At 30.0% G+C, this 22,043-nt stretch carries 19 protein-coding genes; all 19 read left to right on the top strand.

Annotated elements, in window-relative coordinates:
- The first annotated feature begins 89 nt into the window (after positions 1-89).
- The 19 genes from AC2JAQ_RS12025 to hisS all read left to right on the top strand — a co-directional run bounded on the left by AC2JAQ_RS12025 (position 90) and on the right by hisS (position 22,038).
- Positions 90-1,088 carry a tyrosine-protein phosphatase gene (locus AC2JAQ_RS12025; protein ID WP_488456659.1) on the top strand — a complete coding sequence of 333 codons (999 nt, stop codon included), beginning with the start codon at positions 90-92 and terminating at the stop codon, positions 1,086-1,088.
- Positions 1,089-1,376: 288 nt separating this feature from the next.
- Positions 1,377-4,886, top strand: a complete 3,510-nt coding sequence (locus AC2JAQ_RS12020; RefSeq protein WP_488456658.1) for a multifunctional 2',3'-cyclic-nucleotide 2'-phosphodiesterase/3'-nucleotidase/5'-nucleotidase — start codon at positions 1,377-1,379, stop codon at positions 4,884-4,886.
- 133 nt (positions 4,887-5,019) lie between these two features.
- Positions 5,020-5,613: a hypothetical protein gene (locus AC2JAQ_RS12015; RefSeq protein ID WP_488456657.1), complete on the top strand. Its 594-nt coding sequence runs from the start codon at positions 5,020-5,022 to the stop codon at positions 5,611-5,613.
- A 326-nt stretch (positions 5,614-5,939) separates the two neighbouring features.
- Complete coding sequence (gene ruvA, locus AC2JAQ_RS12010; RefSeq protein ID WP_423237760.1) at positions 5,940-6,545, top strand: Holliday junction branch migration protein RuvA; 606 nt, start codon at positions 5,940-5,942, stop codon at positions 6,543-6,545.
- Between the two features lie 13 nt (positions 6,546-6,558).
- On the top strand, positions 6,559-7,599 hold the full coding sequence (gene ruvB, locus AC2JAQ_RS12005; RefSeq protein ID WP_488456656.1) for a Holliday junction branch migration DNA helicase RuvB: 1,041 nt from the start codon (positions 6,559-6,561) through the stop codon (positions 7,597-7,599).
- Positions 7,600-7,618: 19 nt separating this feature from the next.
- Positions 7,619-8,644, top strand: a complete 1,026-nt coding sequence (gene queA / locus AC2JAQ_RS12000; protein ID WP_488456655.1) for a tRNA preQ1(34) S-adenosylmethionine ribosyltransferase-isomerase QueA — start codon at positions 7,619-7,621, stop codon at positions 8,642-8,644.
- Positions 8,645-8,667: 23 nt separating this feature from the next.
- Positions 8,668-9,810 (top strand): tRNA guanosine(34) transglycosylase Tgt, encoded by a 1,143-nt coding sequence (tgt, locus tag AC2JAQ_RS11995; protein ID WP_488456654.1) that lies wholly within the window; start codon positions 8,668-8,670, stop codon positions 9,808-9,810.
- 37 nt (positions 9,811-9,847) lie between these two features.
- On the top strand, positions 9,848-10,117 hold the full coding sequence (gene yajC, locus AC2JAQ_RS11990) for a preprotein translocase subunit YajC (protein ID WP_488456653.1): 270 nt from the start codon (positions 9,848-9,850) through the stop codon (positions 10,115-10,117).
- Positions 10,118-10,312: 195 nt separating this feature from the next.
- Entirely contained in the window at positions 10,313-10,453 is a 141-nt protein-coding gene (scfA, locus tag AC2JAQ_RS11985; protein ID WP_003451489.1) for a six-cysteine ranthipeptide SCIFF, read from the top strand.
- 69 nt (positions 10,454-10,522) lie between these two features.
- Complete coding sequence (gene scfB / locus AC2JAQ_RS11980) at positions 10,523-11,896, top strand: thioether cross-link-forming SCIFF peptide maturase (RefSeq protein ID WP_488456652.1); 1,374 nt, start codon at positions 10,523-10,525, stop codon at positions 11,894-11,896.
- 97 nt (positions 11,897-11,993) lie between these two features.
- Positions 11,994-13,253, top strand: a complete 1,260-nt coding sequence (gene secD / locus AC2JAQ_RS11975; protein ID WP_488456651.1) for a protein translocase subunit SecD — start codon at positions 11,994-11,996, stop codon at positions 13,251-13,253.
- Positions 13,246-14,115 carry a protein translocase subunit SecF gene (secF, locus tag AC2JAQ_RS11970; RefSeq protein WP_488456650.1) on the top strand — a complete coding sequence of 290 codons (870 nt, stop codon included), beginning with the start codon at positions 13,246-13,248 and terminating at the stop codon, positions 14,113-14,115. Before secD ends, secF begins: the two co-directional genes overlap by 8 nt.
- Positions 14,116-14,316: 201 nt before the next feature.
- Positions 14,317-15,171: a DHH family phosphoesterase gene (locus AC2JAQ_RS11965; protein WP_488456649.1), complete on the top strand. Its 855-nt coding sequence runs from the start codon at positions 14,317-14,319 to the stop codon at positions 15,169-15,171.
- 41 nt (positions 15,172-15,212) lie between these two features.
- Positions 15,213-15,731, top strand: a complete 519-nt coding sequence (locus tag AC2JAQ_RS11960) for an adenine phosphoribosyltransferase (RefSeq protein WP_488456648.1) — start codon at positions 15,213-15,215, stop codon at positions 15,729-15,731.
- A gap of 151 nt (positions 15,732-15,882) precedes the next feature.
- Positions 15,883-18,063: a RelA/SpoT family protein gene (locus tag AC2JAQ_RS11955; protein WP_488456647.1), complete on the top strand. Its 2,181-nt coding sequence runs from the start codon at positions 15,883-15,885 to the stop codon at positions 18,061-18,063.
- 15 nt (positions 18,064-18,078) lie between these two features.
- Positions 18,079-18,528, top strand: a complete 450-nt coding sequence (gene dtd, locus AC2JAQ_RS11950; RefSeq protein ID WP_488456646.1) for a D-aminoacyl-tRNA deacylase — start codon at positions 18,079-18,081, stop codon at positions 18,526-18,528.
- Between the two features lie 178 nt (positions 18,529-18,706).
- A complete protein-coding gene (locus tag AC2JAQ_RS11945) occupies positions 18,707-19,327 on the top strand; it encodes an MBL fold metallo-hydrolase (RefSeq protein WP_488456645.1) in 621 nt (206 codons plus the stop codon).
- Positions 19,317-20,759 carry a coproporphyrinogen III oxidase gene (locus AC2JAQ_RS11940; RefSeq protein WP_488456644.1) on the top strand — a complete coding sequence of 481 codons (1,443 nt, stop codon included), beginning with the start codon at positions 19,317-19,319 and terminating at the stop codon, positions 20,757-20,759. The genes AC2JAQ_RS11945 and AC2JAQ_RS11940 overlap by 11 nt, the downstream gene beginning before the upstream one ends.
- A gap of 31 nt (positions 20,760-20,790) precedes the next feature.
- Positions 20,791-22,038, top strand: a complete 1,248-nt coding sequence (gene hisS / locus AC2JAQ_RS11935; protein ID WP_488456643.1) for a histidine--tRNA ligase — start codon at positions 20,791-20,793, stop codon at positions 22,036-22,038.
- Positions 22,039-22,043: the final 5 nt, after the last annotated feature.

The raw sequence follows: 22,043 nt of genomic DNA, 5'->3' as shown, positions 1-22,043 counted from the left end.
AAATAAAGTGTTTATAAAAAATTAATAATTTGAAAAATAAGTAGTATAATTAAAAAAAGAAATATGGTTGTATTAGGAGAGGGTGTTTTATGAAAAGTTTCAATGGAAATCTAATGAGAATTTCAAAGGATTTATTAAAGATAACATTAAACCAAGAAGTAACAGGAACTTTATATTATTCAGATAAAATAGATGGTGAATTAAAATTTATTAAACATATAGATAAGGAAAATGAATTTGAATTTAAGGATCCAGATCCTAAAAATAGAACTTTTTACTTCATAAAATGTGAAGATGAAGAGTTGATTTTAGCAGAAAGACTTTTGCCACTTAAAAAGTTTTGTAATTTTAGAGATTTAGGTGGATATGAAACTAAGGATGGTAGAAAAGTTAAATGGGGGATATTTTATCGCTCAGAGGCATTAAATAAATTAAAAGGAGAGGATTTAGAATATTTTAAAACATTAGGTATAAAGTATATTTTTGATTATAGATCATTAGAAGAAGTTAAACTAAGTCCAGATAGAAATGTTGAAGGTGTGAAAAATATAAACATATCTGCTATGAGAAATTTAGATAATCAAAACTTAGACATGGAATCTTATTTAAAAGGTATATTATCGAAAAATAGTAATCAAGAACCACCTGAAAAAATATTGATGGATGGATATATTGAGATGCCTTTAAACAATTTAGCTTTTAAAGAACTTATTAAAACAATAGAAAACCCTAAAAATTTAGCTGTTTTACAGCACTGTACATCAGGAAAGGATAGAACTGGATTAGGATCAGCCTTGATATTATTACTTTTAGGAGTGTCAGAGAAAAAGGTAATAGAAGATTATATGCTAAGTAATGAGTATAGAAAGGGAGAAAATCATAGAATACTTCAAGCTTATGAAAAACATATATCCAATGAAAATATAAAGGAATTAATAGAAAATATTTTAGGTGTGAAAAAGAAATTTATAGAATTAAGTTTAAATAGAATAAAGGAAACCTATGGTAGTTATGAAACATATTTTTTTAAAGAGTATGGACTAAATAAGGAAAAAATAGAGTTTTTAAGAAATCAGTATTTATATTAATTCTTATAAGAAAATAGGAGTTAAAATACTAGATTTAAAAAAGAATAAATGACTATATAAAAGGCAGTAAAGTAAAAAAACTTTACTGCTTTTTGTTTTTAAAATTTATTATAATTTCATTTGTTTAAGCATATAATTATTTGAATGATTAATAAAAGAGAAAAAGTTAAATAAAGTTAACGAATATTTAACAATAAAAGATTGAAAAATATTCGTAAATTAATGTACAATACATATTGTATAAAATTTACTTTTATAACAATAGTAAACTAAATAAGGGGGAAAAATATGCTTAAAAAAGTAAGGGAAAAGAAATTTACAGCATTAGCAGTGGCCACGTCCATGATTTTTGGTATTGCATCACCGTTAACTACTGTAAAGGCTACTGAAAATTTAGCACCAGAAAACTTAGAGAAGAATGAAATGGTGAACACTAATGTAAATGAAGGTGATGTAACTATTCAAATTTTAGGTACATCAGATCTTCATGGTAAATTCATGAATTATGAGTATGCTAGTAATCAAAAAGCTGATGGCGGATTAAACCAAATATCTACTTTAGTTAATAATGCTAGAACAGAAAATCCAAACACTATAGTTGTTGATAATGGAGATACTATACAAGGAAACTTTAATCATTTATTTAAAAATGGTCCTAATCCAATGATTATGGGAATGAATGCCATAGGTTATGATGTTTTTTCTTTAGGAAATCATGAATTTAACTATGGAATGGACAACTTAAATAATGTAGTAAGTCAAGTCAATGATAATTTAGATGTATTATGTGCAAATCTTTATAAGGATGGAGAAAGAGTTTATAAAGGATATACAACTAGAGAGCTAGACGGAATTGAAGTTGCTTTAATTGGAGTTGTAAGTCCTCACATAATGAAGTGGGATTCTGAAAACTTAAAAGGATATGAAGCTAAAAGTCCAGCAGATGAAGTTGGCTTTGTAATAGATGAGATAGAAGCTAGACCAGAAGGTGGAGCCGATGTTTACGCAGTAGTTTCACATGTTGGTTTAGAAAGTGAATATGGAAATGGTGATAGTGCAAGAGCCATAGCAGAGCAAAATCCAGAAGTATCAGCTATAGTTGCAGGTCACAGCCATTCAAATATAAATCAAGAAGTTGTAAACAATGCTGTTATAAGTCAACCTACAAGCAATGGTCAAATGGTTTCTAAAATAGAATTAACTGTTAGAAAAAATGGGGAAGACGTAGAAGTTGTAGATAAAAAATCTAAATTATTAAGTACAAAAGGAGTAGCAGAGGATGAAAAAATTAATAATCTTCTTGCTGATTTCCATAATAAAGCTATAGCTGATGCAACTGCACCAGTTGGTAAAATGGTTGGTGGAGACCTTGCTGATAAAAATGAAATAAAGGATATACCACAATCTTTAGTTGAAGATCAAGGTATAACTGACTTTATAAACGAAGTACAATTATATAATAGTAGAAAGCATTTAGAATCAAAAAATATAAATCCAGATGAGGTTTATCATGTTTCAGGAGCAGCTTTATTTAGTGCTTCATCAAATCTTTTTGAGGGAGATATAAGCAAAGCAGATATTTCAAATATTTATAGATATGATAATAAATTATATACTATAAAGACAACTGGAAAACAACTTAAAAAGTATATGGAAGAAAATGCTGATTATTATAATACTTACAAAGATGGAGATTTAACAGTATCTTTCAATGAAGATATAAGAATGTATAAATATGATATGTTTGATGGAGTATCTTATGAAATAAACGTATCTAAAGAACCAGGCCAAAGAATTGAAAACTTAAAGTTTGAAAAAGATGGTAAGTTAGTTGAAGATTCAGACGTACTTTACTTAACAGTAAATGATTATAGATATAATTCAGGTTTAGCTGCTGGAATAATGGATGAAGGCGAGCATGAAAAGATATATGACACAAACAATGATCCTATATCAGATATGAGAGATTTAATAGTTGATTACATCCAAAATGTAAAAGGTGGAAAAGTTACTAAAAACGTTGATAATAACTGGAAGATTACAGGAAACGATTGGGATTCAGAGCAAAGAGAGTTAGCTGTTAAGCTTATAAATGAAGGTAAAATAAAAATACCTGTATCAGAAGACGGAAGAACTCCAAATGTTAAGTCTGTAACTTGGAATGATGTATTAGAAGCTTTAGGAACTAAGGAAGTTGAGATTCCAATAGTTACTTTTAATGATTTCCATGGTACTTTAGAGGAATCTAAGAGTGAGGTTGGAGCTTCTAAATTAGTTGGAGAAATAAAGAGAGTAAAAGGTGAAAATCCGAACACTATAGTTGTTACAGGTGGAGATATTTATCAAGGAAGTGCTATGTCAAATCTTCTTAAGGGAGAGCCAGTTACTGCAATGCTTAGAGAAATAGGATTAGATTTCTCAGCAGTAGGTAATCATGAGTTTGACTGGGGATATGAATATATACCTGATTGGGCTAAGGCTGGAGAATTTGATTTCTTAGCATCAAATATATATGAAAAAGAAACTGGAGAACCAGTTGAATGGGCTAAACCTTATGGTGTTATTGAGAGGGAAGGAAAGAAAGTTGGATTTATAGGACTTGCTACTCCTGAAACTGCATATAAAACTAAGCCAGATAATGTTGCTCATTTAGAGTTTAAAGATCCTGTTGAAGCAACTAAGACTTGGGTAGATTATTTAGAAAATGAAGAAAAAGTAGACGCTGTTGTTGTATTAAGTCACTTAGGAAGTGAACAAAATAGAGAAACTGGAGAAATAACTGGTGAGGTTGTTGATATTGCTGAGGTACCAGGTGTTGATGCTATAATATCAGCTCACAGTCATCAAAAGGTTGAAGGTACAGTTAATGGTGTTCCAATTGTACAAGCATATAAAAATGGTAGAAATTTAGGATATGTTAACTTGAAATTTGATTATAAAGGTGAGTTAGCTGTTTCAACTAAGCTTGATGATATTTCTAAGAGAAAAGATACTCTTCCAGTTGATAAGAATATGGAAGATATATTAGCTAAATACGAGGCTGAGTTAGCTCCTATAATGAATGAAAAAGTTGCTGACTTATCAGTAGATTTACCACATGATAGAGATACTGGGGTTACTCCTATGGGAGCTACTGTAGCTGAGACTATGAGAAGAATAGTTGATGCTGATATAGCAATAACTAATGGTGGAGGAGTAAGAGCACCTTTAATGGCTGGAACAGTTACTGTTGGAGATATGTACACAATACTTCCATTTGATAATACTCTATTTACAATGGAAATGAAGGGATCAGATATAATAAAAGTTTTAGAGCATGGAATAGAACCAGAAAACTTTGGATGGGGACAACATGCTGGAGTTAAAGTTTGGTATACACCTGGTGCAGAAAGAGGAGAAAAGATAACTTCTGTAAGATTAGCTGATGGAACTAAACTAGAAGATGATAAGTACTATAAAGTTGTTACTAATGATTTCATGGCTGTAGGAGGAGATTCTTATGATTTCTCAGCTGCTAAAAATTTAGTAGATACAAACTTAGTTATAAGAGATGAAATGACAAACTATTGGAAAGAAAATGGAATAGATCCTATAACTGATTTATCTACTTTATTAACTACAGGTGAAGACACAACTGTTGATCCAGAGAATCCAGAAAATCCAGAAAATCCTGATAATGGTGGAAACTTACCTAATACAGGTATGCCATTTGGAACTGGAGCTGTTGCTTCTATTGGTACTGTATTAACAATTGGTGGATTAGTTGTATTAAGAAAGAAAAAGAATAATGTTGCTTAATAGCAAGTAGTTTTAGGGAGTGAAGAATAATCACTCCCTTTTTATATTTAGATCTTATAAAAGATTTAAAAAAGAAAAAAATAACATGTATAAAAAGAGAAATTATGTCAATAATCACCAATGAGGTGATGGTATGAATTTCAATAATATAAAAAACAATAACAAAATAAAAAATTTAATATTCATTCTTTTAGGTATATTTGTATTTTTAAGCAGTTATATGATAGCTTATTTCTATAATAACAAAAAAGTTCAACAAACTAACATGAAGATTACAGAAAAAAAAGATGGTGGAGTTTTAGCGGCTGATATGGATGTAATCTTTACAAGAAGAACTTTAGATGACCATGTTGTAGTTGATTATAAAACTACCGTTGGAGAAATGGTTAAGAATGAAGAATTAAGAGAGCAAAATATAGAAGAACTTGTTTCAGTTGTAGAAAAAGATGGGTATGAATTAATTTCATCAAACTCAGAGGAAATAGTATTTTTAAATGATATGGGTGTTTTAGAATCAGGAAAGTATTACATTGGTGAAAAAGAAGGATACATAGCAATATTTAAAGCTGGAGAAGATGGAAGACCTTTTATTGAAAATCCAGAAGATGTTAGTACAAAGAAAATAGAGGATCTACCAGAAGTAGATAGAGAGAAGATAAGTAACTTTGAAAAGAAATATGATACAAGAGAAGAATGTGAAGAAGAAGTAACAAATTATATAAGCTAAGAAATGAATAAAAGTAATAATTGGGTTTCTTTATTTGTAAAAATATTATTACTTAATAACAGAATTAGTTTAAGTATTTTAGAAGTTAACATATCCCATAATATAGTCCCATAATATAGGTAGATAATAATTCTATAGATTAACAGCTATATCTTATTTAGATATGGCTTTTTTATTTATTAAATAAAAACTGTAACCTTGAAAAATAGAGAGGTTAAGGGGTGTTTAATGAATAGTAAATTTTGTGGAATTCATTGATAATATTCCCTCTTCATGTTAAAGTATTATATAGATTTAAAGAACTTATTATACATAGGAGCATTATTATGTACGAATATATAAGAGGCCAATTTCAAGGAATAAATAAGGATTATGTTGTAATAGAGTTAAATAATATAGGATATAAAATTTTCACTTCTGGAAATACAATTTCTAATATGCCTAAGGTTTCAGAAGAGGTATTACTTTATCTGGAACAAATAGTTAGAGAAGATTTTATAGGATTATATGGTTTTACAACAAGAGAAGAGTTAGAAATGTTTAAGCTTTTATTATCTATAAATGGAGTAGGAGCAAAAGCTGCTTTATCACTTTTATCAATAAGTACTGTAAATAATTTAAAGTATGCAATAATGATGGGAGATGAAAAGCATATAACAAGAGCACCTGGTATAGGAAAGAAAACGGCTCAAAGAATTATTTTAGAGCTTAAGGATAAATTAAAACCAGATGACCTTGTTTCAGAAGAGGGAGAATTAATAGAAGGTATTGATGATAATACTGACTATAGTTTCAATATAAATGAAACATTAAGTGCTTTAGTTGCATTAGGATATACAGAAAAAGAAGCTCAAAAAGCTTTAGAAAAAATTGATAAGACATTATCTTTAGAAAATATGATAAAGGAGTCTTTAAAGCTTTTAATGCGTTAGGAGGTGTAATTAAATGAGTGAAAGATTAGTTACCTCTAATGAGATTGGGATAGATTCAGCTAATGAATATAGCTTGAGACCGGAAAAAATTAATGAATATATAGGGCAAGACAAGGTTAAGGAAAGATTAAATATATTCATAAAAGCGGCTCAGAGAAGAGAAGAGGCTTTAGATCATGTAATTTTATATGGACCACCAGGTCTTGGAAAAACTACATTAGCTAATATTATAGCTAATGAAATGGGCGGTAATCTTAAAATAACATCAGGTCCCGCAATTGAAAGAGCTGGAGATTTAGCTGCCATATTAACAACTTTAAATACCAATGATGTTTTGTTTATCGATGAGATACATAGATTAAATAGGAGTGTAGAAGAAATACTATACCCTGCAATGGAAGACTATGTGCTTGATATAATTATTGGTAAGGGGGCTGCTAGTAAATCCATAAGATTAGATTTACCTAAATTTACTCTAATAGGTGCTACAACTAGAATTGGAATGTTAAGTTCACCTTTAAGAGATAGATTTGGAGTTTTGTGTTCTATGGAATACTATACTAATGAGCAATTGAAGGAGATAATAGTTAGAAGTGCAGAGATTTTAGGCTGTGATATAACTGAAGAAGGGGCCTTTGAAATTGCTAAAAGATCAAGGGGAACTCCAAGAATTGCAAATAGACTTTTAAAGAGAGTACGAGATTTTGCAGAAATTTTATATGATAATGAAATTACAGAGGAAGCTGCAAAAAAATCATTAGAGCTTTTAGAGGTTGATGGAGAAGGCTTTGATAGAATAGATAATAAAATTCTAGAAGCCATAATAGATAATTTCAATGGAGGTCCTGTAGGAATAGAAACCTTAGCATACTTTGTTGGAGAAGAATTAGATACTATAGAAGATGTTTATGAGCCATATTTACTTCAAAAGGGTTTTATAGTTAGAACACCAAGAGGAAGAATGGCTACAGATAAAGCATATAAACATTTAGGAAGAGTTAAATTTAATGAATCTAGAATGGATTCTAAGCAATGTACGTTATTTGAAAAATAAAATAGAGAAGGTGTAATTAATGAAAGTAAGTGATTTTTATTTTGATTTACCAGAAGAACTTATAGCTCAATGTCCACTTGAGAAGAGAGATGCTTCAAGATTAATGGTTTTAGATAAAGAAACTGGAGAGATTGAACATAGAAAATTCCATGATATATTAGAGTATTTAAATGAAGGAGATACTTTAGTTTTAAATAATACTAGAGTATTACCTGCTAGACTTATAGGAGAAAAAGAAGAAACTGGTGGTAAAATAGAATTTCTTCTTTTAAAGAGAATAGAAGGCGATAAGTGGGAGTGTTTAGCTAAGCCAGGTAGAAAAGCTAAAGTAGGTACAGTTTTCACTTTTGGAGAAGGTAAACTTAAAGCTATAGTTAGAGAAATTGGTGAAGAAGGAAATAGAATAATAGAGTTTATGTATGATGGTATATTTGAACAAGTACTAGATGAATTAGGTCAGATGCCACTTCCACCTTATATACATGAAAAACTAGAAGATAAAGAAAGATATCAAACAGTTTATTCTAAGGAAAAGGGATCAGCAGCAGCGCCAACAGCTGGATTACATTTTACTGAAGAATTATTAAAAGAAATTAAAGATAAGGGCGTTAATATCGCATATTTAACTTTACATGTGGGCCTTGGAACATTTAGACCAGTAAAGGTTGATGATGTTAATAACCATGTTATGCATTCAGAATATTATCATTTAGATAAAGAAAATGCAGAGCTTATAAATAAAACTAAGGAAGCTGGAAAGAGAGTAATTGCTGTAGGAACAACATCTTCAAGAACTTTAGAAACTATTGGAGATGAAAATGGAAGAGTTAGAGAACAAAGTGGATGGACAGATATATTCATATATCCAGGATATAAGTTTAAAATAGTTGATAATTTAATTACAAACTTCCATTTACCTGAATCAACTTTAATAATGCTTGTTTCAGCTTTAGCTGGTCAAGATAACATAATGAATGCTTATAATACTGCAGTAAAAGAAAAGTATAGATTCTTCTCATTTGGAGATTCAATGTTTATAAAATAAAAAGCAAAGGAAGGACTTTTTTCATGACTAAAAAAAGATATACTCTTTTAAAAAAAGACGGAAAAGCTAGAAGAGGTGAATTTGTAACTCCTCACGGTACAATTCAAACTCCTGTTTTTATGAATGTAGGAACTTTAGCAGCTATAAAAGGTGCTGTTTCTTCAATGGATTTAAAAGAAATAGGATGTCAAGTAGAGCTTTCTAATACATATCATTTACATTTAAGACCAGGAGATAAGGTTGTAAAGCAAATGGGAGGATTACATAATTTTATGAATTGGGATAGACCAATCTTAACAGATTCAGGTGGATTCCAAGTTTTCTCATTAGCAGGAATGAGAAAGATAAAGGAAGAGGGAGTTTATTTTAACTCACATATAGATGGTAGAAAAATATTCATGGGACCAGAAGAAAGTATGCAAATACAAAGTAACTTAGGCTCAACAATAGCTATGGCATTTGATGAATGTATTCCAAATCCATCAACTAGAGAATATGTTGAAAAGTCAGTTGCAAGAACAACAAGATGGCTTGAAAGATGTAAAAATGAAATGGATAGATTAAACTCACTAGATGATACTGTTAATAAAGAACAAATGCTTTTTGGAATTAACCAAGGTGGGGTTTATGAGGATATAAGAATAGAGCATGCTAAGACTATAAGAGAAATGGACTTAGATGGATATGCTATAGGTGGTTTAGCTGTTGGAGAAACTCATGAAGAAATGTATAGAGTTATAGATGCTGTAGTTCCTCACTTACCAGAAGATAAACCAATATATTTAATGGGGGTTGGTCTTCCATCAAACATATTAGAAGCAGTAGAAAGAGGGGTTGACTTCTTTGACTGTGTATTACCTGCTAGAAACGGAAGACATGGTCACGTGTTTACTAAAGAAGGTAAAATAAACTTAATGAATGCTAAGTTTGAGTTAGATGCTAGACCAATAGATGAGGGATGTCAATGTCCAGCATGTAAAAATTACACAAGAGCATATATAAGACACTTATTTAAGGCTAAAGAAATGTTAGCTATGAGATTATGTGTTCTTCACAATCTATACTTCTATAATAAGCTTATGGAGGATATAAGAGATGCTATAGATGGCGGATACTTTGCAGAATTCAAAGCTAAAAAGTTAGAAGAATGGAATGGAAGAGCTTAATAATATAAAAACTACATAAAAGAAGGGAGTGGCCGAAATGAACTTTCAACAAATAGCAGCAATGGTATTACCTTTTATTTTAATGTTTGGGGTATTTTATTTCTTACTTATACTACCAGAAAAGAAAAGAAAGAAAAAATATGATGCTATGATAGATGAGCTAAAAGTTAATGATAAAATCATAACTAGAGGTGGAATCATAGGAAGAATAATAAAAATAAAAGATGATAGCGTTATAATAGAAACAACTCAAGATAGAACTAAAATCGAGTTTTCAAAACAAGGTATAAGTTCAAAAGTTGACTAATAATTATTGAAAAATAGTTATTTTGATGTATTTTATGCATTAAAATAGCTATTTTTTTGTTCAAGGTATTGAATTTTATTTTATAATGTGAAAGAATAAGGATGGTAAATCAAATAAAGCTTTCTAAAAAGAACTTTAAAATTAAACCTTCACATGGTATAATATTAAAGATAGTTTTGATTGGAGGAAGAGTAAATGAAGCGTATAAAAACAGTAAACAAGTCAAGCTTAAAAAAGAGCTTATGTAAACCAGCAGATTGCAGAGAGTGTGCTAACTCATGCCAATCAGCTTGTAAAACATCAGCTACAGTAGCAAACTTAGCTTGTGAAAATTAATTATAAAAATTATTAAGTGGCAGTAACTTTTAAAGTTGCTGCCATAGTTCTTAGTTAGGAGGAAATATTGTGGCATTAATTCATAAATTTATGCAAGGTGGAGAGTATTACGTAGTAGACGTAAACTCAGGAAGTGTTCATATTGTTGATGATCTTATTTACAATATGATAGATAATGATAATAAATTAAGTAGTAAGGAATCTTTAGTTGAAAAGTTAAAGGACAAATATCCAGTTAATGAAATTGAAGAAGCTTACGAAGATTTACTTCAATTAGTAGAAGAAGACGCTTTATACTCAGGTGATTTATATGAAGAGGTTGCTAAGGAAAGTGACAAGGCACCTTCATACATAAAAGCTTTATGCTTAAATGTTGTACATGATTGTAATTTAAGATGTAAATACTGTTTTGCTGATGAGGGAGAATACAAAGGATGTAGAAAACCAATGAGTGCTGAAGTTGGTAAAAAAGCTATTGATTTTGTATTAGCAAATTCAGGTGGAATAAAAAACATAGAAGTTGATTTATTTGGTGGGGAACCACTAATGGTATTTGATACAATAAAAGAGATAATCGATTATGGTAAAAAAAGAGGAGAAGAAGAAGGTAAGAATGTAAGATTTACAATGACTACTAATGCAACTCTTTTAAATGATGAAAGAATTGATTATATAGATAAAAACATCGGAAACATAATTCTTTCAATAGATGGAAGAAAAGAAGTTAATGATGCTGTTAGAATAAGAGTTGATGGTTCAGGAAGCTATGACAGAATACTTCCAAACATCAAGAAAATGGTTGAAAAGAGAGATCCAAGTAAGCAGTATTATGCTAGAGGTACATTTACAAGAAATAATACTGATTTCTTCCAAGATGTAATGGCTCTTGCTAATGAAGGCTTTACTGAAATATCAATAGAACCAGTTGTATTACCAGATGAACATGAACTATCTTTAAGAAGAGAAGATTTACCAACTATTTTTGGAGAATACGATAAGTTATATGATGAAATGGTGAGAAGATTAGAAGAGGGAGATAACATATTCAAATTCTATCACTTTAACATTGATTTAAATGGTGGTCCTTGTGTTTATAAGAGAATAGCAGGTTGCGGAGCAGGTCATGAGTATATTGCTGTAACTCCAGATGGAGAAATATATCCATGTCACCAATTTGTTGGAAACCCTGATTTCTTATTAGGAAATATTTATGATGGAGAAATAAGAAAAGACCTTTCAACAGAATTTAAACAAGCTCATATATATAATAAACCAAAATGTAAAGAATGTTGGGCTAGATTCTACTGTAGTGGTGGATGCCAAGCTAACAACTTTAACTTTAATGGTGATATTCACGTTCCATATGAAGTTGGATGTGAGATGCAAAAGAAAAGAATCGAGTGTGCTATTGCGTTAAAATCAAAGACTATGGATGCTGAATAATAATATAATATTAACAATAGTTGCCATATATTGACTATATGGCAACATATTAATATAATTTAGTTTATCAGAGAAATTTTTACAGAGGGGGATAACCATGAAATCAAAAGTAGGTAGCTTCATATTATTCTTTATCTCCATAGCAGTAATAAGTTTTTTAGCTCTAGCAGGGTTCAAAGGATTTACTTTAGGGGATTATCAATTTAAAACGTTTAATGAGGTTATAACTAAAGGGTTGGATCTACAGGGTGGAGTTTCTGTTCTAATGGAAATTCAAAGTAATGACGTAACAGTAGACCAATTAAACACAACAAAGGAACTTCTATCTTTAAGGGTTAACAAGGTTGGAGTTTCAGAAACTGTAGTAACAACAGAGGGAAATAACAGAATAAGAATTGATATTCCAGGACAATACGATTCTAAAGCTATAGTTGATTCTCTTCAACAAACAGGAGAATTAACATTTGTAGGTCCTGAGGGTGACGTAATTTTAACAGGAAAAGATGTTAAAAAATCAAGTGTATATATAGATCCTCAAACAGCTAAGCCAGACATAAAATTAGAGCTTAACGAAGAAGGAAAGAAAAAGTTTGCTGAAGCAACAGAAAAATATAAAGGTCAAAAAATAGCAATAAAAATGGATGATGAAACATTAACAGATCCAGTAGTAAATGACATAATTTCTAATGGTGAAGCTATAATATCAGGAAATAGATCAATGGAGGAAGCAGAAAAGATATCTGGAATAATAAATGCAGGTGCATTGCCAGTACCAGTTAAGGCTGTTTCAGTTGAAACTGTAGGAGCACAATTAGGTGCCAATGCTCTTCCTAATGCTATGAAAGCAGGAGCAATAGGTGTAGCTATAATATTCATATTTATGATACTTTATTATAGAGTGCCAGGATTTATTTCATGTATGTCACTAAGTGTATATATATTAGCGGTTCTTTATGTTTTTGTATTAGTAGGAGTAACTCTTTCATTACCAGGTATAGCAGCATTCTTATTAACAGTAGGTATGGCTGTAGATGCAAATGTTCTTATATTTGAAAGAATTAAAGAAGAACTTGGAAATGGCAGAAGTGTTACGTCAGCAATGAAGATTGGTTTTAGTAATGCATTAAGATCAATAATGGACTCTAATATAACAACTCTTATTGCTGGTTTAGTATTATACTTCTTTGGATCAGGTCCAGTTAAAGGGTTTGCAGTAACATTATTAATAGGTATAGTTATTAGTATGTTTACTGCTATAGTAATGACAAAATTCTTTATGAATTTAGGATTCAACATGGGAATATTAAATAAGCCTTCGATGTTTGGTCGTATAAAAGGAGGTAGACATAATGCTTAAAATAGTAGAGAAGAAAAAAATATGGTTTGCTATATCAATTCTTATAATTGCTATAGGTTTTGGATTTATGTTTACTAAAGGAATGAACTTTGGAATCGACTTTAGAGGTGGTACTCAAGTTGTAATAAACATGGGTACAGATTTTAATAAAACTGATGTTGATAAAATAGTAGAAGAATATTCAAAAGATGCTATAACTAATCAGGTTAATGGTACTGAACTTCAAATAAAAGCAAAAGAGTTAAATAGTACTCAAGTTGATGAAATATTTAAAGCACTTCAAGAAAAATATGATTTAAAAGATGATGCTTTAGTGTCTCAAAATGAAATAGGTGCTTCTGTTGGAAGAGATTTAACAACAAACGCTATAATAGCTCTTATAATAGCTATTATAGGTATGCTTATATATGTAATCATAAGATTTGAATTCTCATTTGGGGTTGCAGCTATAGTAGCTCTTTTACATGACGTATTAATAACTATAAGTGTTTATGCTGTATTTGGAATAACAATAAATACTCCATTTATAGCAGCTATACTTACAATAGTAGGTTACTCCATAAACGATACAATAGTTATATTTGATAGAATAAGAGAAAATAGAAAGAAACTTAGAGGAAAATCTACAGAAGAGATTGCAGACATAAGTATAACTCAAACTATGTCAAGATCTATAAATACAACACTTACAACTTTAGTTACTATAGTTTGTGTTTATATATTTGTTCCAACAGTTAGAGATTTTGCTTTTCCTTTAATAGTTGGTATAGCATCAGGAGCTTGTTCTTCAATATTTATAGCAAGCCCAATATGGTGTATTATAACTAACAAACAAAAAAAGAAAAGAGCAAGAAATAAGTAAGGAATTTAAAATTGCTAGAAGTTATGAAACTTTTAGCAATTTTTTTTATTTTAACTTTAAAATCTTCTAACTTTTAAAGAAAAATCCTAAAAAATAATAAAAATATCTAATGAATACGTATTTATTTGAAAAGTATTTGTCAAAAAGACAATTTTAAATTATAATATACTTGTTTTCTTAATTTTATGGAGGAGTTAAATTATGCAGAAGGCTTGGAAAAACATATATTGCACTAATTACATATCTGGGTATAGCCCTTTTAACATTAAAAATATGAATAAAGCAATAGAAAGACTAGCATCTGCAATTAACAATAGAGAAAAGATAGTTATATATGGTGGATGTGATTTGGATTCCATATGTGCAATATCATCTTTAATGCTTATACTTAAGTATTTAAATGCTGATGTTGAATATTGTGTAAGTTCAGATTATGAAGAGAAAAACTATGATATAGATGAATATACATTAAAAGAGGATATTGCTTTTTTAGGTGCAGAACTTTTAATAACCGTAGGTTGTGGCCTTGAAGATAAAGGTGTTGAAAATCTTTGTAAAGTATTTAATATAGATTTAATCATAATGGAAAATAAACGCACAAAATGCATATATGATTCAACATATATAAACCCAAGCGAAGAAAAGTGTTCATATAGATACAAAGATTTGACTAACTCGGGGTTAACTTTTAAGTTGATGCAAGCTATTGCGATATACTATAATATGAAAAGAATAAATAAGTATTTAGACTTAATACTTATAGGTAGTGTTTCTAAAAACGTTGAGAATAAAGGGGAAAATGGAATAATATTAAAAGAAGGCATTCAATATTTAAGATATACTAATAGTATCGGATTGAATGCTATTAAGAGTTTCTTTAATATAAATGATATAAATATAGATAGTATAAAAAAAATAGTTAATGAAATAACTCCAAGAGAGGGTGCTATTAGCAAAAAGGATAATGCTAGGATAATAGTGGAATTATTAACTACAAATGATAAGGATAGAGCGGAGCAGATAACTAAGTATATTTATAATGAAAAAATAAGGTAGTAATTAAAATTTATATATTTATTAATTTTGGAGGCAAAGTAATGAGTTTAAAGGATAAAATAAGAGTTATAGAGGATTTCCCTAAAAAAGGAATAAGTTTCAAAGACATAACTACTCTAATAGCAGATGGAGAAGGTCTAAGAGAATCAGTTGATCAAATGGCAGAATTCTTTAAAGATAAGAATATTGACGTTGTAGTTGGACCAGAAGCTAGAGGATTTATATTTGGAGTTCCTGTAGCATATGCTTTAGGTGTTGGATTCATCCCAGTAAGAAAGCCAGGAAAACTTCCTTATGATACAGTTAAAGTAGAATATGATTTAGAGTATGGAAAAGATGCTTTAGAAATACACAAGGATGCTATAAAACCAGGTATGAGAGTTGCTATAGTTGACGATCTTTTAGCTACTGGTGGTACAATAGCTGCTGTTGCTAAATTAGTGGAGCAAGCTGGTGGAGAAGTTGCTGGATTAGCATTTACTATTGAGTTAACAGATTTAAAAGGAAAAGATAAGTTAGAAGGATACGATGTAACATCATTAGTTAAATATGATGTTTAAGATTCTTGAATTTTGTAAAATATTATAATAGAGTTTAAAATGGCTGGTTTATTGACCAGCCATTAATTTTATTATTGGTTTATTTTATTTTTTTGTTATATAATAATATAATATATTAAAAGAAATTTTAAGTAGGGGAGAATAATCCAGTATGTTAGAAGAACTAATTTCTAAAATAAAAGCTAATGGGAACAATGTTGATATAGATTTAGTTAAAAAAGCATATGATTTAGCTTTTGAAGCACATAAAGATCAAAAAAGAGCATCAGGAGAACCATACATAATTCATCCCGTTAGTGTAGCTATGATATTAGCTGACATGGGGATGGATACAAATACTATAGTTGCAGGACTTCTTCATGATGTTATAGAAGATACAAAATATACTTATGAAGATATAAGTAAACTTTTTGGAAGTGAAGTTGCAAACTTAGTAGATGGAGTAACAAAATTAGGTAAAATAAAATACAAAAGTAAAGAAGAACAACAAGCTGATAATATTAGAAAAATGCTTTTAGCCATGGCTAAAGACATAAGAGTTATAATAATAAAATTAGCTGATAGACTTCATAACATGAGAACGCTTAAACATAAGAAGCCAGAAAAGCAAAAGAAAACAGCTCAAGAAACTTTAGATATTTATGCCCCTTTAGCTCATAGACTTGGTATGTCTAAAATAAAATGGGAGTTAGAGGATTTATGTTTAAGATATATAAATCCAACAGAGTATTATGATTTAGTAAACAAAATAGCGGAAAAAAGAGTGGAAAGAGAAAAATTTATTTCACGTATAATTGAAGAAATAAAAGAAAATCTAGATAAGGCTAATATAGATAGTGATATAGAAGGAAGACCAAAACATTTCTACAGCATATATAGAAAGATGGTAAATAAACATAAGAGCATAGAGCAAATCTTTGATTTAACAGCTATAAGAATATTGGTTAATACTGTAAAAGACTGTTATGCCGTATTAGGTATAGTACATACTATATATAAGCCAATACCGGGTAGATTTAAAGATTACATAGCTATGCCTAAACCTAACATGTATCAATCTCTACATACAACAGTAATAGGAAGCGAAGGAAAAACTTTTGAAATACAAATAAGAACCTTCGATATGCATAGAACAGCTGAGTACGGAATTGCGGCTCACTGGAAGTATAAGAGTGGAGTTAGTGGAACTGATTCAAAGGATATGACTTTTGAAAACAAGTTAACATGGCTTAGAGATATACTTGAGTGGCAAAAAGAGGCTGTTGATGCAACAGAGTTTATGGAAGGATTTAAGCTTGACTTATTCTCAGATGAGATATTTGTCTTTACGCCTAAAGGAGTAGTTATAAATTTACCAGCTGGAGCAACTCCTATTGATTTTGCATATAAGATACATACAGATGTAGGTAATAAGTGTGTTGGTGCTAAGGTTAATGGGAAAATAGTAACATTAGACTATAAACTTAAAACAGGTGAAATAGTTGAAATACTAACTTCTTCATCATCTAGAGGACCAAACATAGATTGGTTAAATATCGCTAATAGTAATCAAGCTAGAAGTAAAATAAAACAATGGCTTAGAAAAGCAAGAAGAGATGAAAACCTAGAAAGAGGAAAGGAAATGCTTGAAAAAGAATGTAAGAAGCAATCCTTAGTATTTTCTGATCTTTGCAAAGGTCCATTATATGAAAAATTATTAAAAAGATATCATTTAAACAATGTTGAAGAGATATATGTTGCCGTAGGAGAAGGAGAGCTACTTTCATCTACTGTAATATCTAAACTTAAAGAGACTGTTGTAAAGCAGGTTAGTGAAGAAGAGTTAAATAAAAACATTGAAGATCAAATAGCTAAAACTGAGAGACAGACTAAGAAAAAGCAAAGCTATGGAGTAACAGTTAAGGGATTAAATAACATTATGGTTAGATTCGCAAGATGTTGTAATCCGGTACCAGGAGATGATATAGCAGGGTATATAACAAAAGGAAGAGGAGTTTCTGTACATAGAAAAGACTGTTCTAATTTTAAGGCTATAGTTGAGAAACAAGGAGAGAAAGTTGTAGATGTTAGTTGGGGAACTGAAAAGGGAGCTGCATATGTGGCTGAACTTGAGGTTAAAGCAGAAGATAGAATGTGCTTACTATCTGATGTTATGTTAGTTATAACTGATTCTAACCTTAGTTTACTTGCCTTAAATGCTAAGTCAGGTAAAAATGGAATAGCAAATATAAACATTCAAGTTAAAATTGACAGTATAGAACAATTAAGAGATTTAATGAAAAAAATTCGAAGATTACAAGGAATAGTGGATGTTTATAGAGTAAATAAATAAAAAGGGGGACCTGCAATGAGAGTTGTAGTTCAAAGAGTAAATAAATCCTCTGTTAAGGTGGAAAATGAAGTTGTTGGAAGCATAAACAAAGGTTTTAATGTATTAGTCGGAATAGGCAAAGAAGACACTTTAGAAGACTTAAAGTATGTAAAAGATAAAGTTTTAAACCTAAGAGTCTTTGAAGATGAAGATGATAAGATGAATTTATCTTTAAAAGATGTGGGGGGAGAACTACTTCTTATATCACAATTTACTCTTTATGGGGACTGTAGAAAAGGAAGAAGACCAAACTTTATGAATGCTCTTGGAGGCGATGATGCTAAGAAACTATTTGATGAGTTTGTAAGCATGTGCAGAGAAGAGAGGATAAAGGTTGAAACAGGAGTTTTTGGAGCTCATATGGTAGTTGACATAGAAAATGATGGGCCTGTAACTTTAATGATAGATAGTAAAAAGAATTTCTAAACAAATGTTACTATTTTAGCAATAAAGCATTATAATAGATATAGGATTTTAGAAGAGTTAAACATTAAATTGTTTTGTGGGAGTTTAGCTTATTAGGTTAAACTCCCATAAATTCGACTAAATTTCAGTAAAATAAATATTAAGCTGAATTAAGCTTCATTTTTTAGGAGGGATTGATATGTTAATAAAAACAATTCCAGTAGGAATGTATCAAGCTAATTGTTATGTTGTTATAGATGAAGAAACCAAGGATTGCGTAATTGTAGATCCAGGTGAAGAGGAATCAAGAATAGAGAGTGCAATAGAATCTTTAGGTGCAAAGCCAAAAATGATTTTATTAACTCACGGACATTTTGATCATGTTGGAGCTGTTAAAAAACTTTCAGAAAAGTTTAAAATACCTTTTTATATAGATAAGAAAGATGAGGATATGATAGAAAGAAATGTTGATGTTTTTGGTAAACTACCAAAGGCAGATGGATATTTAAAAGATGGAGATACTCTTAAACTATCAGATAATTATGAAATAAAATGTATAGAAACACCAGGACATACTCCAGGAGGATTATGCTTCTTAATAGACAATTGCTTATTTACAGGAGATACTTTATTTAGAGAGTCTGTTGGAAGAAGCGATTTTGAGGGTGGTAATCATGCAACACTACTTAAGAGCATAAATGATAAGCTTGTGCCATTAGGTGATGAAGTAGCAGTATATCCAGGGCATGGTCCAAGTTCAACTATTAAACACGAAAGACAAAGAAACCCATTTTTAGCAGGAGATTTTTATGTATATTAAAATATATCTTAACGACTTAAAGTATAGATATGATGTTTATCAAATGTTTAACATATTCTATACTTTTAAGGAGTTAAAGTTTGTAAATGAAGATGAAGAGAGAGACTATGATGTCTTTATATCTGAAAATATGGTGAAGATATCAGATAAAGAAAATAGTTTTTCTTATGAGTTTAAAGAAGGATACGGATTTAAAACTGAGCTTAAAAAAGGAATATTTAAATTCTTAGCGGATACCATTAAGGATGAATATCCTTGGGGAACTTTAGTTGGAATAAGACCAAGTAAAATTGCCTTATCTCTTATAAGAGAAGGAAAATCAGATGAAGAGATAATAAAATATTTTGAAGATAATTATATGGCAAGTGAAGAAAAAGCTAAACTTTGCATAGAGGTTGCAGAGAGAGAAGAGAGTTTCGTAAATAAGGATGAAAAAACAATAAGTATATATGTAGGAATGCCTTTTTGCCCTACTAGATGTCTTTATTGTTCCTTTGCAGCCAATCCTATTGCTGGATGCAAGAAAGATGTAGAACCTTATTTAGATGCTTTAAGCAAAGAAATTTCAGCTATAAGTGAATATGTAATAAATAAAGGATTAAATATAGAGACTGTTTATTTTGGAGGTGGGACTCCAACATCAGTAAATAATGAACAATTTGAGATTTTAATGAAACATATATATCAGAGTTTTGTTAAAGATAAAGAAATAAAAGAGTTTACTGTTGAATGTGGAAGACCTGATTCTATAACGGAAGAAAAGTTAAAAACCATGAAAAGATATGAAGTATCTAGAATATCTATAAATCCTCAAAGTATGAATGATAAAACCTTGAAATCTATAGGTAGAGGCCATTTAACAGAGGATGTAGTGGATAAATTCAATTTGGCAAGAAGCCTAGACTTTGATAACATAAATATGGATATTATAATTGGACTTCCAAATGAGGATGTTTTAGAGGTTTCTAAAACTTGCTCAATGATAAAAGAACTTAATCCAGATAGTTTAACTATTCATGGAATGTCTATTAAAAGAGCTTCAAGACTTCATGAAAATTTAGTTTTACACAATACTATAACAATTGCGGATCAAAAAAATCTTAACAAGATGTACGAAATGAGTAAAATCTTAGGAAGAGAATTAGATATGCACCCATATTATATGTACAGACAAAAGAATATGGTTGGTAATATGGAGAATGTAGGATATTCAAAAACTAATAAAGAATGTATTTACAACATTCAAATGATTGAAGATAAGCAAACTATAATAGCATTAGGAGCAGATGCAGTTTCTAAGGTGGTATTTTTAGATGAAAATAAAAATCGTATAGAAAGATTTGCAAATGTTAAAGATGTAAAAGAATATGTTAGAAGAATAGATGAAATGGTTGAAGGTAAGATAGAATTACTTGATACTTTATATAAATAAAAAATTAAATATTGTGTAGGAGGAGTAGTTTATGGCGATACAAGCTCAAAAGGGTACAAAAGATATGTTACCTAATGACGCTTATAAATGGCATTATATAGAAGAAAAATTAAGAAAGATATCAGCAGAATATGGCATTAGAGAGATTAGAACTCCTATGTTTGAAGCAACTGAGCTTTTTAAAAGAGGAGTAGGTGAAACTACTGATGTTGTTCAAAAGGAAATGTATACTTTTGAAGACAAAGGTGGAAGAAGTATAACTCTTAAACCAGAAGGAACAGCTCCAGCAGTTAGAGCATTCGTTGAAAATAGCTTATATGCTGATGCTCAACCAACAAAAATGTTTTATTTTACTCCATGCTTTAGATATGAAAAAATGCAAAAAGGAAGATTAAGAGAGTTCCATCAATATGGAATAGAAGTTTTTGGTTCACAAGAAGCTTCTATTGATGCAGAAGTATTATCTTTAGTTATGAGAGCATTAACAGAAGATTTTGGAATAAAAGGATTAAGCTTAAATATAAACAGTTTAGGATGTCCAACATGTAGAGCTAAATTTAATGAAGCTTTAAAACAATACTTAAAAGAGAACTATGATAATCTTTGTGAAACTTGTAAAACAAGATTTGAAAAGAATCCTATGAGAATCATAGATTGTAAAGAAAAAAGATGTAAGGAAATAGTTAAGGAAGCACCTTCAATATTAGATTACATCTGTGAAGAATGTAGTGATCACTTCACTAAGTTAAAAGCTTACTTAGATGTTATGGGAATAGAATATAATATAGATCCACAAATAGTAAGAGGATTAGATTATTACAGCAAAACTGTTTTTGAAGTTATAAAAGATGGATTAACAGTTTGTGGTGGAGGAAGATATGATTATCTAGTAGAAGAAATAGATGGTCCTCAAACTCCAGCAATGGGATTTGGATTAGGTCTTGAAAGACTTCTTTTAACCCTAGATGAAGAAGGAATAGAGATTCCTGAACCTGTTAGATGTGAGGTTTATATTGGATCAATGGGAGATAATGCTAAGTTAGAAGCTATGAAATTAGCATTTAATCTTAGAAAAGCTGGTATTAAGGCTGAAATAGATCACTTAGGAAAGAGTGTTAAAGCTCAAATGAAATATGCTAACAAAATTGGAGCTAAATTCACTTTCGTTATAGGTGATTCTGAGATAGAAGAAAACAAAGTTAAAATTAAGAGAATGAGCGATGGAGAACAATTCGAAGTCAGCTTAGATATAAATGAAATAGTAAATATAGTTAAGTAGTAGAC

It is taken from the genome of Clostridium sp. LIBA-8553, from assembly GCF_057782465.1.
This window is presented reverse-complemented; position numbering and strand designations above follow the sequence as displayed.

Bases quoted from the DNA above. Each gene is read 5' to 3' on its own strand.
- AC2JAQ_RS12025 (WP_488456659.1), top strand. From the start codon at position 90: ATGAAAAGTTTCAATGGAAATCTAATGAGAATTTCAAAGGATTTATTA.
- AC2JAQ_RS12020 (WP_488456658.1), top strand. From the start codon at position 1,377: ATGCTTAAAAAAGTAAGGGAAAAGAAATTTACAGCATTAGCAGTGGCC.
- AC2JAQ_RS12015 (WP_488456657.1), top strand. From the start codon at position 5,020: ATGAATTTCAATAATATAAAAAACAATAACAAAATAAAAAATTTAATA.
- ruvA (WP_423237760.1), top strand. From the start codon at position 5,940: ATGTACGAATATATAAGAGGCCAATTTCAAGGAATAAATAAGGATTAT.
- ruvB (WP_488456656.1), top strand. From the start codon at position 6,559: ATGAGTGAAAGATTAGTTACCTCTAATGAGATTGGGATAGATTCAGCT.
- queA (WP_488456655.1), top strand. From the start codon at position 7,619: ATGAAAGTAAGTGATTTTTATTTTGATTTACCAGAAGAACTTATAGCT.
- tgt (WP_488456654.1), top strand. From the start codon at position 8,668: ATGACTAAAAAAAGATATACTCTTTTAAAAAAAGACGGAAAAGCTAGA.
- yajC (WP_488456653.1), top strand. From the start codon at position 9,848: ATGAACTTTCAACAAATAGCAGCAATGGTATTACCTTTTATTTTAATG.
- scfA (WP_003451489.1), top strand. From the start codon at position 10,313: ATGAAGCGTATAAAAACAGTAAACAAGTCAAGCTTAAAAAAGAGCTTA.
- secD (WP_488456651.1), top strand. From the start codon at position 11,994: ATGAAATCAAAAGTAGGTAGCTTCATATTATTCTTTATCTCCATAGCA.
- secF (WP_488456650.1), top strand. From the start codon at position 13,246: ATGCTTAAAATAGTAGAGAAGAAAAAAATATGGTTTGCTATATCAATT.
- AC2JAQ_RS11965 (WP_488456649.1), top strand. From the start codon at position 14,317: ATGCAGAAGGCTTGGAAAAACATATATTGCACTAATTACATATCTGGG.
- AC2JAQ_RS11960 (WP_488456648.1), top strand. From the start codon at position 15,213: ATGAGTTTAAAGGATAAAATAAGAGTTATAGAGGATTTCCCTAAAAAA.
- AC2JAQ_RS11955 (WP_488456647.1), top strand. From the start codon at position 15,883: ATGTTAGAAGAACTAATTTCTAAAATAAAAGCTAATGGGAACAATGTT.
- dtd (WP_488456646.1), top strand. From the start codon at position 18,079: ATGAGAGTTGTAGTTCAAAGAGTAAATAAATCCTCTGTTAAGGTGGAA.
- AC2JAQ_RS11945 (WP_488456645.1), top strand. From the start codon at position 18,707: ATGTTAATAAAAACAATTCCAGTAGGAATGTATCAAGCTAATTGTTAT.
- AC2JAQ_RS11940 (WP_488456644.1), top strand. From the start codon at position 19,317: ATGTATATTAAAATATATCTTAACGACTTAAAGTATAGATATGATGTT.
- hisS (WP_488456643.1), top strand. From the start codon at position 20,791: ATGGCGATACAAGCTCAAAAGGGTACAAAAGATATGTTACCTAATGAC.